Annotated in this window: 13 protein-coding genes; 10 read left to right on the plus strand and 3 right to left on the minus strand. The window is 63.2% G+C overall.

Features of this window, described 5'->3' with window-relative positions:
* Nucleotides 1-89 precede the first annotated feature (89 nt).
* The 5 genes from FJ490_RS06320 to hflX all read left to right on the plus strand — a co-directional run bounded on the left by FJ490_RS06320 (nt 90) and on the right by hflX (nt 6,554).
* Nucleotides 90-2,375: a PAS domain-containing sensor histidine kinase gene (locus FJ490_RS06320; protein ID WP_181165348.1), complete on the plus strand. Its 2,286-nt coding sequence runs from the start codon at nt 90-92 to the stop codon at nt 2,373-2,375.
* The gene (locus tag FJ490_RS06325; RefSeq protein WP_140498569.1) at nt 2,365-3,726 is read left to right on the plus strand and encodes a sigma-54 dependent transcriptional regulator; all 1,362 of its coding nucleotides are present in this window, start codon (nt 2,365-2,367) and stop codon (nt 3,724-3,726) included. The genes FJ490_RS06320 and FJ490_RS06325 overlap by 11 nt, the downstream gene beginning before the upstream one ends.
* 184 nt (nt 3,727-3,910) lie before the next feature.
* The gene (locus FJ490_RS06330) at nt 3,911-4,774 is read left to right on the plus strand and encodes a D-amino-acid transaminase (RefSeq protein ID WP_140564573.1); all 864 of its coding nucleotides are present in this window, start codon (nt 3,911-3,913) and stop codon (nt 4,772-4,774) included.
* Nucleotides 4,775-4,919: 145 nt separating this feature from the next.
* Complete coding sequence (gene hfq, locus FJ490_RS06335; protein ID WP_006202172.1) at nt 4,920-5,165, plus strand: RNA chaperone Hfq; 246 nt, start codon at nt 4,920-4,922, stop codon at nt 5,163-5,165.
* Nucleotides 5,166-6,554 carry a GTPase HflX gene (hflX, locus tag FJ490_RS06340; RefSeq protein ID WP_140729134.1) on the plus strand — a complete coding sequence of 463 codons (1,389 nt, stop codon included), beginning with the start codon at nt 5,166-5,168 and terminating at the stop codon, nt 6,552-6,554. It begins immediately after the preceding gene.
* Nucleotides 6,555-6,560: 6 nt separating this feature from the next.
* Here hflX and mazG read toward each other — a convergent pair whose 3' ends face one another.
* On the minus strand, nt 6,561-7,385 hold the full coding sequence (gene mazG, locus FJ490_RS06345; RefSeq protein ID WP_140625147.1) for a nucleoside triphosphate pyrophosphohydrolase: 825 nt from the start codon (nt 7,383-7,385) through the stop codon (nt 6,561-6,563).
* 89 nt (nt 7,386-7,474) lie between these two features.
* Entirely contained in the window at nt 7,475-8,659 is a 1,185-nt protein-coding gene (locus FJ490_RS06350; RefSeq protein WP_140498574.1) for an amino acid aminotransferase, read from the minus strand.
* Nucleotides 8,660-8,864: 205 nt separating this feature from the next.
* On the opposite strand from FJ490_RS06350, the gene FJ490_RS06355 reads away from it, so the two are divergent.
* From FJ490_RS06355 to FJ490_RS06375, 5 genes are all read left to right on the plus strand, one after another.
* Nucleotides 8,865-9,386 (plus strand): sigma-70 family RNA polymerase sigma factor, encoded by a 522-nt coding sequence (locus FJ490_RS06355; RefSeq protein ID WP_246671044.1) that lies wholly within the window; start codon nt 8,865-8,867, stop codon nt 9,384-9,386.
* Nucleotides 9,383-10,153 carry an anti-sigma factor gene (locus FJ490_RS06360; protein ID WP_140664474.1) on the plus strand — a complete coding sequence of 257 codons (771 nt, stop codon included), beginning with the start codon at nt 9,383-9,385 and terminating at the stop codon, nt 10,151-10,153. The genes FJ490_RS06355 and FJ490_RS06360 overlap by 4 nt, the downstream gene beginning before the upstream one ends.
* A gap of 23 nt (nt 10,154-10,176) precedes the next feature.
* Complete coding sequence (locus FJ490_RS06365; protein ID WP_140525179.1) at nt 10,177-10,893, plus strand: Bax inhibitor-1/YccA family protein; 717 nt, start codon at nt 10,177-10,179, stop codon at nt 10,891-10,893.
* A gap of 205 nt (nt 10,894-11,098) precedes the next feature.
* The gene (locus FJ490_RS06370) at nt 11,099-11,983 is read left to right on the plus strand and encodes an aldose 1-epimerase family protein (RefSeq protein WP_140729135.1); all 885 of its coding nucleotides are present in this window, start codon (nt 11,099-11,101) and stop codon (nt 11,981-11,983) included.
* Nucleotides 11,984-12,061: 78 nt separating this feature from the next.
* Nucleotides 12,062-12,454 carry a GFA family protein gene (locus FJ490_RS06375; protein ID WP_140498579.1) on the plus strand — a complete coding sequence of 131 codons (393 nt, stop codon included), beginning with the start codon at nt 12,062-12,064 and terminating at the stop codon, nt 12,452-12,454.
* 48 nt (nt 12,455-12,502) lie between these two features.
* Here the strand turns inward: FJ490_RS06375 and FJ490_RS06380 are convergent, their stop codons facing one another.
* Nucleotides 12,503-14,020: a winged helix-turn-helix domain-containing tetratricopeptide repeat protein gene (locus FJ490_RS06380; protein ID WP_181165347.1), complete on the minus strand. Its 1,518-nt coding sequence runs from the start codon at nt 14,018-14,020 to the stop codon at nt 12,503-12,505.
* Nucleotides 14,021-14,143 lie beyond the last annotated feature (123 nt).

Consider the following 14,143-nt stretch of genomic DNA (forward strand, 5'->3'; position numbering starts at 1 on the left):
CGAAAGATTTCCGTCCAGGCCACACTTGTTGCATAATCGCCACAATGCGTTGCATAGATCCGACGCAATCACTGGCTCTAGACGGCGACATGGCTTCGCAGGCTCCGACACCGAACGAACCGCTTTTCAACGACCCCGGCACGCGTGACGGGCGCCGGCTGCTGGCGCTGCCCGGCGTGGTGGCGGTCGTCGGTGCGCTGGTCATGGCGGCCATTTCGTTCGCGATCCTGGTCGGCGCGACGCCGATTGCGCCCGACGCCAGGACAACCTGGGCGTTGATCGCGCTCAACGCCATCTTCGTCCTGTTGCTGATCGCACTGATCGGCCGGGAGGTGCATCGCATCGTCATGGCGCGCCGGCATGGCAAGGCAGCCTCGCGGCTGCATGTGCGCATCGTGGCCATGTTCGCGCTCGTCGCCGCCATCCCCGCCATCATGGTGGCGATCATTGCGTCGATCACGCTCGATATCGGTCTCGACCGCTGGTTTGAGATTCGCACCAAGACGATCGTCAATTCGTCGCTTTCCATCGCCGATGCCTATGTGCAGGAAAACGCGCGCAACCTGCAGGGCACGACGCTGTCGATGGCCTATGACCTCGACGCGTCGCGCACGCTTTACGGCCTCGACCGAACTGGCTTCCTCGATCTGATGAGCAAGGAGGCGGTGGGCCGCTCGCTGGCGCATGCCGCGCTGATCAAGCCCGACGGCTCCTTCGTGATGAGCGCCAAGACCGATGCCGACTTCGCCATGCCGGAACCGCCGGAGGGAGCGGTCGCCAGCGCCACCGACGGCAAGCCGGTTCTGATCGAGCCGCGCACGCGCAACATCATGGGCGCCATCGTCAAGCTGCGTGAGATCGAGGGGCTCTACCTCTACACGATCCGGCTGGTCGATCCCGAGGTGATAAAGGCGCGCCAGATCGTCAGATCGAACACCGACGAATATCGCAATCTCGAAGACAACAGGCGCACTTCGCAGGTGGCTTTCGCGTTGCCTTATCTGTCGTTGACTTTGATTATCATCCTGTCGGCAATCTGGACCGGCATTGCCGTGGCCGACCGGCTGGTGCGGCCGATTCGTCAGCTCATCGGCGCTGCCGACGAGGTCGCGACCGGCAATCTCGACGTCGCCGTGCCGGTGCGCCCGTCCGACGGCGACGTTGCCTCGCTCGGCAATACTTTCAACAAGATGCTGCAGGAATTGAAATCGCAGCGCAACGAGATCCTGTCGGCCAAGGATCTGATCGACGAGCGACGGCGCTTTTCGGAAGCGGTGCTGGCCGGTGTCACCGCCGGCGTCATCGGCGTTGACCCCTATGGCATTATCACCATCGTGAACCGCTCGGCCGAGTCCATGCTGGCCATTTCGGCCAGTGCGGCGCTCGGGCAGAACCTTTCCGCCATTCTCCCGCATGTCGGCCGCGTCTTCGAGATCGGCCGCCAATCGGGCAAGCCCGTCTATCGCGAGCAGGTGACGTTTTTCCGCGCCGGCACGGAGCGGACTTTCAACGTGCAGATCACCATCGAGGCCGGCGATAACGGCACGGAGGAGAAATCCTACGTCGTCACGGTCGATGACATCACCGATCTGGTCCAGGCGCAGCGCTCCTCTGCCTGGGCCGATGTGGCGCGCCGCATCGCCCATGAGATCAAGAACCCGCTGACGCCGATCCAGCTTTCAGCCGAGCGCATCAAGCGCCGCTACGGCAAGGTCATCACTGAGGACCGCGAGGTGTTCGACCAGTGCACCGACACCATCATCCGGCAGGTCGAGGATATTGGTCGCATGGTCGACGAATTCTCCGCTTTCGCGCGCATGCCGAAGCCCGAGATGAAGTCCATAGACCTGCGTGAATCCCTGCGCGAGGCCTCCTTCCTGGTCGAGGTGAGCCGTTCCGACATCACGTTCGAGCGCATATTCGGCAACGAACCGCTCAAGGGTACTTTCGACAGCCGCTTGTTGGCGCAGGCTTTCGGCAACGTGATCAAGAACGCTGCCGAAGCGATCGACGGGCTGGAACAGAAGGACGGTTCGCACGGCATAATCCGGATTCAAGCCGGACGTCAGAATGGCGCGATTCGCATCGACGTCATCGACAATGGCAAAGGCCTGCCGCGGGAGAATCGTCAGCGGCTGTTGGAGCCCTACATGACCACGCGTGAGAAGGGCACGGGCCTCGGTCTCGCCATCGTCAAGAAGATCGTGGAGGACCATGGCGGCAGGCTGGAGCTCCACGATGCGCCTGCGGATTTCCATGGCGGGCGCGGCGCGATGATCAGCATCATCCTGCCACCTGCGGCCGTGGCGCCAGCGCGCGGCGAAAGCAGGATGGAACACGAAAGAGAAACTGAAAAGGTCGGTAATGGCGTCTGATATTCTGATCGTCGATGACGAGGAAGACATCCGTGAGCTCGTCGCAGGCATACTGAGCGACGAAGGTCACGAAACCCGCACGGCATCCGATGCCGACACCGCGCTGGCAGCCATCGCCGACCGAGCGCCGCGGCTGATTTTCCTCGACATCTGGTTGCAGGGTTCGCGCCTGGACGGCCTGGCTTTGCTGGACGAGATCAAGACCATGCACCCCAACCTGCCGGTGGTGATGATTTCGGGCCATGGCAACATCGAAACCGCGGTCTCCGCCATCAGACGCGGCGCTTATGACTTCATCGAGAAGCCCTTCAAGGCGGACAGGCTGATTCTGATTGCCGAGCGTGCGCTGGAAACCTCCAAGCTGAGGCGCGAGGTTTCCGATCTCAAGCTGCGCAGCGGCGAGACCTTCGACCTGATCGGCATGTCGTCGGCGATGAGCCAGTTGCGCCAGACCATCGAGCGCGTCGCGCCGACCAACAGCCGCGTCATGATCATTGGCCCCTCCGGATCTGGCAAGGAGCTGGCCGCGCGCGCCATCCACACGCTGTCGGCGCGCAAGAGCGCGCCTTTCGTGACGCTGAGCGCCGCCAACATCACGCCCGAACGCATGGAGATCGAACTGTTCGGCACCGAATCGAACGGCGTCGAGCGAAAGGTCGGCGCCCTGGAGGAAGCCCATCGCGGCATCCTCTACATCGATGAGGTGGCCGACATGCCGCGCGAGACGCAGAACAAGATCCTGCGTGTGCTGGTCGAACAGCAGTTCGAGCGCGTCGGTGGCACCAAACGGGTCAAGGTCGATGTCCGCATCATCTCCTCGACGTCGCAGAACCTGGAGGCGATGATCGCCGATGGCCGTTTCCGCGAGGATCTTTACCATCGCCTTGCGGTGGTACCGGTGACGGTGCCGGGACTTGCCGAGCGGCGCGAGGACATTCCTTATCTCGTTGACAATTTCATGAAGCAGATCGCCCGTCAGGCCGGCATCAAGCCGCGCCGTATCGGCGATGACGCCATGGCGGTGCTGCAGGCGCACAATTGGCCAGGCAATGTTCGCCAATTGCGCAACAATGTCGAACGGCTGATGATCCTGGCGCGCGGCGACAATGTCGATGCGCCGATCACCGCCGACCTGTTGCCGTCCGAAATCGGCGATGTCATGCCCCGCACGCCGAACCAGTCGGACCAGCACATCATGGCGCTGCCGCTGCGCGAGGCGCGCGAACAATTCGAGAAGGACTATCTGATCGCCCAGATCAACCGGTTCGGCGGCAACATCTCGAAAACGGCCGAGTTCATCGGCATGGAGCGTTCCGCGCTGCACCGCAAGCTGAAGTCGCTCGGCGTCTGACCTGATATCTTGAGCGGTTCGACGTTTGATGCATTGCCGGCCCGGTTCGATACCTTGCTCAAGCAGTTCCGGCCGGAAAATCGTTACACGCTTTCTGGAGTTGCTTCAGTGGCCCACGCGATTATCCATCACTGTTGAGGCGGAATCGCCTAAACAAGCCGAAGCAGATCCCCCGAGGTGACAAATGCCGCGTACTGCCTATGTGAACGGGCGCTACACCGCTCATGCCGATGCCGCTGTGCATATCGAAGACCGTGGCTACCAGTTCGCCGACGGCGTTTACGAGGTCTGCGAAGTGGCGCGCGGCTTCATCGTGGACATGCCGCGTCACCTCGCCCGGCTGAACCGTTCGCTGAGCGAGCTGTCGATCGGCTGGCCGGTCACCCCAGGCGTCCTGCCGCTCATCATGCGCGAAGTGGTCAATCGCAACCATGTCGTCAACGGCCTGGTTTACGTCCAGGTCACACGCGGCGTCGCCAGCCGCGACTTCGCCTTCCCCTCGGCTGATACCAGGCCGTCGCTGGTGATCACCGCCAGGAAGCTGGATCCCGCTGCTGGAGCCAAGCGGGCCGAGACCGGTATCGCCGTCATCACCGTGCCCGAGAATCGCTGGGATCGCGTCGACATCAAGAGCACCGGCCTGCTAGCCAATGTGTTAGCCAAGCAGAAGGCCAAGGAAGCTGGCGCGCAGGAAGCCTGGTTCGTGGATACGGACGGCAACGTCAAGGAAGGCGGGTCGTCGAATGCCTGGATCGTCACCAGGGACGGCGTTCTGGTCACCAGGCCCGCCGAGCACGGTATTCTGCGCGGCATAACCCGCACCACCATGTTTGAAGTGGCGGCCAAGCTCGGACTCAAGATCGAGGAACGCGGTTTTTCCGTCGCCGAGGCCAAGGCGGCGAGGGAGGCTTTCATCAGTTCCGCGACCACGATCGCCATGCCGGTCGTGGCCATAGACGGCGACCCGATCGCCAACGGCCACCCCGGCTCGATAACACTTTCGTTGCGGCAAGCCTTTTTTGACATTGCGGAAAAAAGTCCAGCCTGATAACCGCACAGGTGGAATGAACATCAATATATCTCGTTCTGCTTGTCGTTACTGACGACAAGACGGTGTTTGCGCGCTTGACATGTGCTGGTTAATTTGGCGCATTGGCCTGCAAACCGAAGGGGATCGGCGAAAGACAAGAACAATGGCGGAACGATCGCAAAACCTTCAGGACCTGTTCCTGAACTCTGTTCGCAAGAGCAAGAACCCGCTCACCATCTTTCTCATCAACGGCGTGAAGCTGACCGGCGTCGTCACTTCATTCGACAATTTCTGCGTCCTGCTGCGCCGCGACGGCCACTCCCAGCTCGTCTACAAGCACGCCATTTCCACGATCATGCCGAGCCAGCCGGTTCAGATGTTCGATGGCGAGGAAAGCCAGGGCGCCTGATTGGCACGTGAGAAGGACCCGGACCGCAGCGTTCGCGGAAAATCAGCACATCAGCCGGGGACGGAGGCCGAGGGTCCGACCCGGGCAGTTGTCATCGTGCCGGTGCTTACCCGCCAGCCGCGCGGCGAGGACGACACCAACCGTCCGCGGCTGACGCGCTCAGCCGAGGCCCGTCACGACGAGGCGGTCGGTCTTGCCCGCGCCATCGATCTCGATCTGATCCACACGGCCGTGGTTACCGTCAACGATCCACGTCCGGCGACCTTGCTCGGCAGCGGCAAGGTCGAGGAGTTGGCGGAGATCGTCAAGGAAGGGCATGCGGAGGTGGTCATCGTCGATCATCCGCTGACGCCGGTGCAGCAGCGCAACCTCGAGAAGGAATTCAACGCCAAGGTGCTGGACCGCACCGGGCTGATCCTCGAGATCTTTGGCGAGCGCGCCCGCACCAAGGAAGGCACGCTGCAGGTCGAGCTTGCCCATCTCAACTACCAGAAGGGCCGGCTGGTGCGCAGTTGGACCCACCTCGAGCGCCAGCGCGGCGGCGCCGGCTTCCTCGGCGGCCCCGGCGAAACCCAGATCGAATCGGACCGGCGCGTCCTGCAGGACAAGATCGTCAAGCTGAAGCACGAGTTGGAGACGGTGCGCCGCACCCGCGACCTGCATCGTGCCAAGCGCAAGAAGGTGCCGTTTCCGGTGGTGGCCATCGTCGGCTACACCAATGCCGGAAAATCGACGCTGTTCAACAAGCTGACCGGGGCAGGGGTGCTGGCGCAGGACATGCTGTTCGCCACGCTCGATCCGACGCTGCGCCGCGTGCGGATGCCGCACGGCACGCCGATCATCCTCTCGGACACGGTCGGCTTCATCTCGGACCTGCCGACGCATCTCATCGCGGCTTTCCGCGCCACGCTTGAAGAGGTGGTCGAGGCGGATCTCATCATCCATTTGCGCGACATCTCCGATCCTGACACATCCGCCCAGGCCGAGGACGTCGAGCGCATCCTGGCCGATCTCGGCGTCGACGCCGGCGATACCAAGCGGGTCATCGAGGTCTGGAACAAGGTCGACCTGCTCGATGAAGGCAATCGCGCACGGCTGCTTGCCGAGAGTACGGATGCCAAGGCGCCTCCCGTCGCCATATCGGCTGTCACGGGCGAAGGCATCGACGCGCTGAACGCGATCATCGAGACACGCATGTCCGGCGAGCTTGAAGATCTGACGGTGACGATCGGGCCGGCGCAGTTCGGCCTTGTCGACTGGCTTTACCGCAATGGCGATGTCGTTTCGCGAACCGACAATGACGACGGCAGCGCCACCATCTCCCTCAAGGCCACGCAAAGTGCCCGCGAAGAGATCGAAAGCAGATTGCGTCGCAAGAATAACGGCTAACGCCAGTTATTTCGCGCTCTTCGCTTCCTGCCAGAGCGCTTCCATTTCGTCCAGATCAGCCTTTTCCAGCGAGCTGCCGGAATTCTCCAGGGCCTGCTCGACATAGTGGAAGCGCGAACGGAATTTCTCGTTGGTGCCGCTTAGCGCTGCTTCCGAATCGAGCTTCAGGTGACGGCCGAGATTCACGACGGCAAACAGCATATCGCCGAATTCATCCTTGATCTCCGCGGTTTGGCCTTTGGCCAGCGCCTCGCGCAATTCGCGGATCTCTTCCTCGATCTTGTCGAGGATGGGGGCTGCCTCGCTCCAGTCGAAACCGACGCGGGCGGCCTTCTCCTGAAGCTTCAATGCCCGCGTCAGTGCGGGCAGGGCGACCGGCACGCTGTCCAGAAACCCCTTGCCGTTGTCTTCCGGGTCGAGTCCGCGCGCGAGACGGGCGCTACGCTTCTCGGTCTTCTCTTGTGCCTTGATCTTCTCCCACATGCCCTTGGCCATGCCGGCACTGCGGGCCTGTTCGTCGCCGAAGACGTGTGGATGGCGGCGGATCATCTTCGTGGTGATGGCCTGGACCACGTCGCCGAAAGCGAACTCGCCGGCTTCCTCAGCCATCCGCGCGTGGTACACGACCTGCAAAAGGAGATCGCCGAGTTCGTCGCGCAGATCGTCGAGATCGCCGCGCGCGATGGCGTCGGCCACCTCATAGGCCTCCTCGATCGTGTAAGGCGCGATGGTCGAGAAATCCTGTTCGATATCCCAGGGACAGCCGGTCTTTGGCGCACGCAGCGCCGCCATGATTTCGATCAGGCGCGAAATGTCTTTCGATGGCTTCATGCGGCGGATGCTATCGCGCGGTCCGCCGCGCGGCCAATGCTGTCGGCGGGCGAAGCGGGCTTGTCCACAACTGCGCCGGACAAGTCCAGTCAGTCGAGCACGGAAACGATCGCCTTGGCGAGCTTGTCCATGCCGTCTTCCGGCAGGCCGGCGACATTGATGCGGCTGTCGCCGACCATGTAGACGCCATATTCCGCGCGCAGCCGTTCGACCTGCGCTTCCGTGAGCCCAAGCCGGGAAAACATGCCGCGATGGCTGGCGACGAAATCGAAGCGGTCGGAATTGGACTGCCGGCGCAGCGCCTCAGCGAATTGCACCCGAAGTCTCAGCATGCGCAGGCGCATCTCCTCGAGCTCGGCTTCCCAGTCCGCGCGCAAGACCGCGTCCTCGAGCACGATGCGCACTGCCGCTGCGCCGTGGTCCGGCGGCATCGAATACATGGCACGAGCCGCCGACAGCATCTGGCCCAGCGCCACGTCGGCCTGCGCGCTGTCCCTGGCCAGGATCATCGCCGCGCCGACACGGTCGCGGTAGACGGCGAAGTTCTTCGAGCAGCTGGACGCGACGACCATTTCCGGAACTTTTTCGGCCAGCAGCCGCAGTCCGCCGGCATCGGCCTCGAGGCCATCGCCAAAGCCCTGATAGGCAATGTCGACAAACGGCAGCAGGCCGCGCTCGACGACGAGATCGGTGACAGCGGCCCACTGCGCGATGTCCAGATTGGCGCCGGTCGGGTTGTGGCAGCAGCCATGCAGCAGCACCACGTCGCCGCCCTTCGCCGTGCGCAGTGCTGCCAGCATGTCGTCGAAGCGAACGGCGCCCGATGTCGCGTCGAAATAGGGATATTCACGGATTTGCAGCCCGGCGGCGCGCATCACTGGCATGTGGTTCGGCCAGGTGGGATCGGACAACCAGACCGTCGCATCGGCGCGGGTTCGCTTCAAAAGCTCGGCCACCAGCCGCAACGCGCCGGAGCCGCCCGGCGCCTGCGCGGCACGGATCCGCGTCATGTCTGCGTCCGCACCGAAGGCGAGCCTGGCCATCACGGTATTGAACCCGGTGTCGCCGGCGAGGCCGAGATAAGTCTTGGTGTCCTGACCCTGCAGCAGCCGCTTCTCCGCCTCGCGCACGGCCCGCATGACCGGCGTCTTGCCGTCGCGATCCTTGTAGACGCCGACACCGAGGTCGACCTTGTCGGGTCGAGGATCGGCACGATAGAGGCCGATTAGGGCAAGGATCTTGTCGGCGGCAGCCGGCTGAAGGTTTTCAAACATCTGCATGGTTCCGTTGGCGCGGCGGAGTGATACGCAAATCGAACCCCTTGCACCAGCGGTTTTAACTCGCGCCAGCCTGAATCGCATGGCCTGGCATCGCTGCGAGCTACCTCCGCGGCTGCATATCTGCGGCGTTTCGCGAAAAAATCTGCAGGGCCGGGATTAAAACCCCCACATGTTCCGTAAACAGGGCATGAAACGCTCGATGCCACGCTTCGATATCGTCGGACAACTCGGTTCGCTCAGGCGTTACGCGCGCTCGCTGACGCGCGACGGTGCCGATGCCGAGGATCTCGTGCATGACGCTCTTGTGCGCGCCTATGAGCGGCGCGGCACCTTCCGCTCGGGCGGAAATTTGCGCGCCTGGCTGCTGTCCATCGTCCACAACACGTTCGTCGACCGCATGCGCTCGCGACGCTCTGAAGCAGCGCGCATCGAACAGGCTGGATACCTTGCGGATGGCAGCGCGCCGGCGCCGCAGGAGCATTCGGTGCGCCTGGGCCAGGTGCGCGATGCTTTTTTCAGCCTGCCCGAAGAACAGCGCTCGGCCCTGCATCTCGTCGCCATTGAGGGCCTTTCCTATAGCCAGGCGGCCGATGCCAGCGGCGTGCCACTCGGAACACTGATGTCGCGCATCGGTAGGGCGCGCGCCGCGCTTCGGAAGATGGAGGAGGGGGCTCCGACGAAGGCGAAAAATCACCTCAGGATTGTTGGAGGCCCGTCATGACAGGAACTATCGACCCCGTGACGGACGCTGATCTCGACGCCTATGTCGACGATCAGCTCGACGTCTCGCGCCGTATCGAAGTCGAGGCCTTCCTCTCCGCCCGGCCGGAAGAGGCCGCGCGTGTGATGTCGGATCTCAGGATGCGGGACGAACTGCGCGTGGCGCTGGCCGGATCAGGCATGGCGAGGCCGGTGACGACCGATGCCGCGCGGCGCCTGGAGAGGGGACTTGCCCGGGGCCGCATCTTCGGCGTCTTGCAACGTGCCGCGGCGGTGGCCGCTTTCGTCGCTGCCGGCTGGCTGGCTAACGGCATCGTCGGGCCGATGTCTGTGACCAGGGTCGTCGCCTCGCCGCAGCCGCCCGCCTATGTCGACGAGGCGGTGCGCGCGCACAGGACGACCCTTGTGCGCGAAAGCATGTCTTCGCAGGCCGAGGCGCCAAACTACAATGCCGGCGAAATCCGCGCGGCGACGGCCATCGTCATGCCGTCCTTGCCCAAGGACTGGAAGGTCCGCGACGTGCAGGTCTATCCATCGCGCTTCGGCCCCAGCGTCGAGATGGCGGTCGAGACCAAGGAGATGGGCCTGGTGTCGCTGTTCGCGATACGGCCGGGAACCTTCGACGTGGTCAAGCCGACCGTCGCGCCCTCGGGCGACATTTCCTCGGCCTATTTCCAGATCGGCGAGGTCGCTTATGCGGTGGTCGCGCAAAGCCAGGTCCGCGACCTCGACCGCGCCGCCGAGACGCTTGCGAGAACGCTTTACTGATCCGTTCACAAAGGAGAATGCAAATGAACACGCCCAACCTGGGATACCGCGTCGGCACCGGCGCCCAAAGCGGCGCCCTCTACGACGAGGGCCTGCGCCAGCACATGCTGCGCGTCTACAACTATATGGGCCTCGGCCTCGTGGTCACCGGCCTCATCGCGTTCATGGTGTCGTCGACGCCCGCGCTCTACGTGCCAATCTTTTCCAGCCCGCTGAAATGGGTGGTGATGCTGGCGCCGCTCGCCTTCGTCCTGCTGTTCTCGTTCAAGATGCAGACGATGTCGGCGGCAAGCGCGCAGGCGATGTTCTGGGCCTTCTGTGCGGTCATGGGTCTGTCGCTGGCCTCGGTCTTCCTGGTTTTCACCGGAACCAGCATCGCACGCACCTTCTTCATCGCCGCCACCATGTTCGGCGCCACCAGCCTCTACGGCTACACGACCCGGCGTGACCTGACCCAGTTCTCGTCCTTTCTGATCATGGGCCTGATCGGCGTGGTGATTGCCAGCATCGTCAACATCTTTCTCGGCTCGACCGCTTTGCAGTTCGCCATCTCGGTGATCGGCATCGCCGTGTTCATCGGCCTGACTGCCTGGGACACGCAGTCGATCAAGGAACAGTATGCGGAGAACTTCGACGCGGAGTCGCGGCAGAAGCTGGCCGTTTTCGGCGCCTTCTCGCTCTACCTCAACTTCGTCAACATCTTCCAGCTGTTGCTGAACTTCACCGGCGAGCGGGAATAGTCCGAACTGTAGCAGGCAACACCCTGCATCTTGCCGTGGCCGGAGGGAAATCTCCGGCCACTCTTCATTTGAGACGGCGCCTTGCCCGCTTGTGCCATCGCAGGTTCATCGTGACTGTGTGAAACGCAATGCAAACCGCCGCCTTGAGTTCACGCCTGGCCATTTGCTAGCCTGCCGGCCAAGCAAAGACAAACCGCGAGAACATATGGCACAGGACAGCCAGACACTTCATGGCGACGACATCTCGGCCGTTATAGTCGGGCAGGGGGCCGAACTGGTCTCGCTGCGGGATGCGGATGGGCTGGAGCTTGTGTGGCAGGCCGGACCGGCCTGGCGCCGTCATTCCCCGGTGTTGTTTCCGATCGTCGGCCGGCTGAAGGGCGACCAACTGCGCCATCGCGGCCAGACCTATCCGATGACGCAGCACGGCTTCGCCCGCGATAAGTCGTTTGCCTGGGCGGAGAGGGGTTCTCGGTCCTGCATGCTGGTGCTCACCGACGACGCGGAGACCCGAACGCACTACCCCTTCGCCTTCCGTCTGGCGGTAACCTACACTCTCGACGGCCGGCAGCTTGGCGTCACGTTCGAGATCACCAACACCGGCGACGAGCCGCTACCGGCGTCGATCGGGGCGCACCCGGCATTCAACTGGCCGCTGCTGCCGGACCTGCCCAAGGAGGCCTACCGCCTGACCTTTGCAAAGCCCGAGCATGCGCCGATCCGCCGTCTCAAGGACGGGTTACTGCAGGCGGCAAGGCAGCCGACGCCCATCGAGGGCAACATTCTCGCTTTGTCGGATCGGCTGTTTGACGAGGATGCCTTGATCCTGGACCAGCCTTCCAGCACCGCTGTGCGTTACGGTGCCGATCGTGGTCCGGCGATCGAGATGCATTGGAACGGATTCCGGGAATTGGGCGTCTGGTCAAAGCCGGGCGGCGCGCCATTCCTCTGCATCGAACCCTGGCACGGCCTCGCCAGCCCGGTGGATTTCGATGGCGAATTCGCCGACAAGCCAGGAGTGATGCTGATCGAGCCGGCCGGAAGGTGCGTGCTCGGCTATCGGATCGAACTTCAACCGCAGACGCATTAGCTGAAAGGCTGGCGTCGCGTTCATGAATGGTGGAGTTGTTCGTAAACATCCAACTCGCTTGATTTGGAGGAATGCAGCATGGACCGATTCACCGGCGGTTGCCTGTGCGGCAACGTCCGAATTGTGGCGACTGGACGCCCATACCGGGTGGGCCTTTGTCACTGTCTCGACTGCCGCAAGCATCATGGGGCGCTTTTTCACGCTTCCGCGATTTTCCCTCAGGATGCGGTGACGATCGATGGCGAAACCCGTGACTACGCCGGGCGGTTCTTCTGTCCCCGTTGCGGCTCGACCATTTTTGGTCGCACCGCCGACGAAATCGAAGTGAACCTGGGATCCCTGGATGCCCCGGACCAACTGACGCCAACGTACGAAAGCTGGATCGTCCGTCGCGAAACCTGGTTGCCGCCGTTTCCGCTCACGAGACGATATGAGCGCGATCGTGACGCCACGGGTCGGTTCGAAGAGTAGGCGGCACGAACGGCGGGAAGGCGCCATGACCAAGGGACCGGCGGCGCTTCAATCCGGAAGGCCGGCCTTGCGGAAGCCATCGACGAAATGGTCGAGCATCGCCGGATCGCGGAAGGGCTCCGTCCAGACCCAATGGCTGGTGGTGAAATGCGGATTGCCGACGAGGAACAGTTCGACTTCCGCGCGCGCCTCGTCGAGCCGGCCGAGCTGCGCGAGGCTGGCCGCCAGGAAGCGGCGTGAGCTGGTGCGGTAAGTCTCGTCCCGGCGCAGTGTCTTGACGGCGGCTTCGTAGTCGCGCGCCGCATATTGCGCCGCGCCGAGCGTCAGATAGTACCAGCTTGCCGGAAACGGGTTGAGCCGGAACGCCTTGCGGATCTGTTCGAGTCCTTCCTCGACCCGCCCGGCCAGCACGGAGATGTCAGACAAAGTCGCCCAGGCATCGGCCTCGTTGGGGTCGAGCTCGAACGTTCTGGCGAACTCGGCATCCGCCTCGGCGAAGTTGCGTTCATAGGCAAGCAGGTTGCCGAGCACCCATCGGCAGCCGGCGTCGTTGGGATCGATCGCCACCGCCTTGCGCGCCAGCTCCAGGGCAATGTGGCGGTTGGGTTCCACCGGTTCGCCCCAATGCACCCATCCCATCCAGTGGTTCATGGCAAGCCAGCGATAGGCTTCGGCATAGTCGGGATCGAGCGCGACCGCGCGCGTCAGCATCAGATGCGCCTCCCGCGCCGTCTGCGGCGAATCGTCGATTAGCTTGCGCGCCCGCACGCACAGATCGTAGGCCTCGAGATTCTTGGGTCGATTGCGCGGCGGCGGCGCGCGCAGCCGGCCAAGCAGCGCCTCCACGATCTTGGCCGTCACCTCGTCCTGAACGGCAAAGATATCGTCCAGCCGGCGATCGAAGCGTTCCGCCCACAGGTGGTCGCCGCTCGCCGCGTCGACCAGCTGGGCGTTGATGCGCACGCGCCCCGCGGCACGTCTTGCGCTGCCCTCCAGGAGGTAACGCACGCCAAGCTCCCGGGCGATCTCGCGCACGTCCATGGCCTTTCCCTTGTAGGCGAACGTCGAGTTGCCCGCGATGACGAACAGACCCGAGGCTCTGGACAGGTCGGTGATCAGGTCTTCGGTCAATCCGTCGGCGAAGGGCTCCTGTTCGGGGTCGTTGCTGAGATTGACGAAGGGCAGCACGGCTATCGACGGCTTGTCGGGCAGCGGCAAAGCTTTTCGCTTCGCGCCATCAAGGGGTTCGACCATCCCCGTGAAGCGGTAGCCGACGCGCGGAACAGTGGTGATCCATTCACCGCCGTCGGCGGACGGACCAAGCAGCTTGCGCAACTGCGCGATCTGGACGGTGAGATTGCCTTCCTCGACGGCAGTACCCGGCCACGCCGCGTCCATCAGCTTGGCCTTATCGAGAATTTCGCCAGGCCGTCCGACGAGCGCCGCCAGCAGCTTCAGCCCGCGGTAGCCGACGGCAACAGGATCATCGTTCCGAAGCAGCGTTCCCGCATCCGGATCAAGCACGAACGGACCGAAGGCAAAGCGCGATCCCTGCATAAGGCGCATCTATAGCCCGTTTGGAACTTTTGAGAACTATTTGGGAGGGCTTAATTACGGCGCTGTTCGCATCCGGCACAATTCAACCTCTTTCAGGTCGAGGTCCCAAGTCGAGGACCCACCCTCAAACCA

The sequence above is a fragment of the Mesorhizobium sp. B2-5-11 genome (assembly GCF_006440835.1).
In the GTDB taxonomy this organism is placed as follows: domain Bacteria; phylum Pseudomonadota; class Alphaproteobacteria; order Rhizobiales; family Rhizobiaceae; genus Mesorhizobium.

Coding starts and splice junctions, on each gene's coding strand:
- FJ490_RS06320 (WP_181165348.1), top strand. CDS start 90: ATGGCTTCGCAGGCTCCGACACCGAACGAACCGCTTTTCAACGACCCC.
- FJ490_RS06325 (WP_140498569.1), top strand. CDS start 2,365: ATGGCGTCTGATATTCTGATCGTCGATGACGAGGAAGACATCCGTGAG.
- FJ490_RS06330 (WP_140564573.1), top strand. CDS start 3,911: ATGCCGCGTACTGCCTATGTGAACGGGCGCTACACCGCTCATGCCGAT.
- hfq (WP_006202172.1), top strand. CDS start 4,920: ATGGCGGAACGATCGCAAAACCTTCAGGACCTGTTCCTGAACTCTGTT.
- mazG (WP_140625147.1), bottom strand. CDS start 7,385: ATGAAGCCATCGAAAGACATTTCGCGCCTGATCGAAATCATGGCGGCG.
- FJ490_RS06350 (WP_140498574.1), bottom strand. CDS start 8,659: ATGTTTGAAAACCTTCAGCCGGCTGCCGCCGACAAGATCCTTGCCCTA.
- FJ490_RS06355 (WP_246671044.1), top strand. CDS start 8,865: ATGCCACGCTTCGATATCGTCGGACAACTCGGTTCGCTCAGGCGTTAC.
- FJ490_RS06360 (WP_140664474.1), top strand. CDS start 9,383: ATGACAGGAACTATCGACCCCGTGACGGACGCTGATCTCGACGCCTAT.
- FJ490_RS06365 (WP_140525179.1), top strand. CDS start 10,177: ATGAACACGCCCAACCTGGGATACCGCGTCGGCACCGGCGCCCAAAGC.
- FJ490_RS06370 (WP_140729135.1), top strand. CDS start 11,099: ATGGCACAGGACAGCCAGACACTTCATGGCGACGACATCTCGGCCGTT.
- FJ490_RS06375 (WP_140498579.1), top strand. CDS start 12,062: ATGGACCGATTCACCGGCGGTTGCCTGTGCGGCAACGTCCGAATTGTG.
- FJ490_RS06380 (WP_181165347.1), bottom strand. CDS start 14,020: ATGCGCCTTATGCAGGGATCGCGCTTTGCCTTCGGTCCGTTCGTGCTT.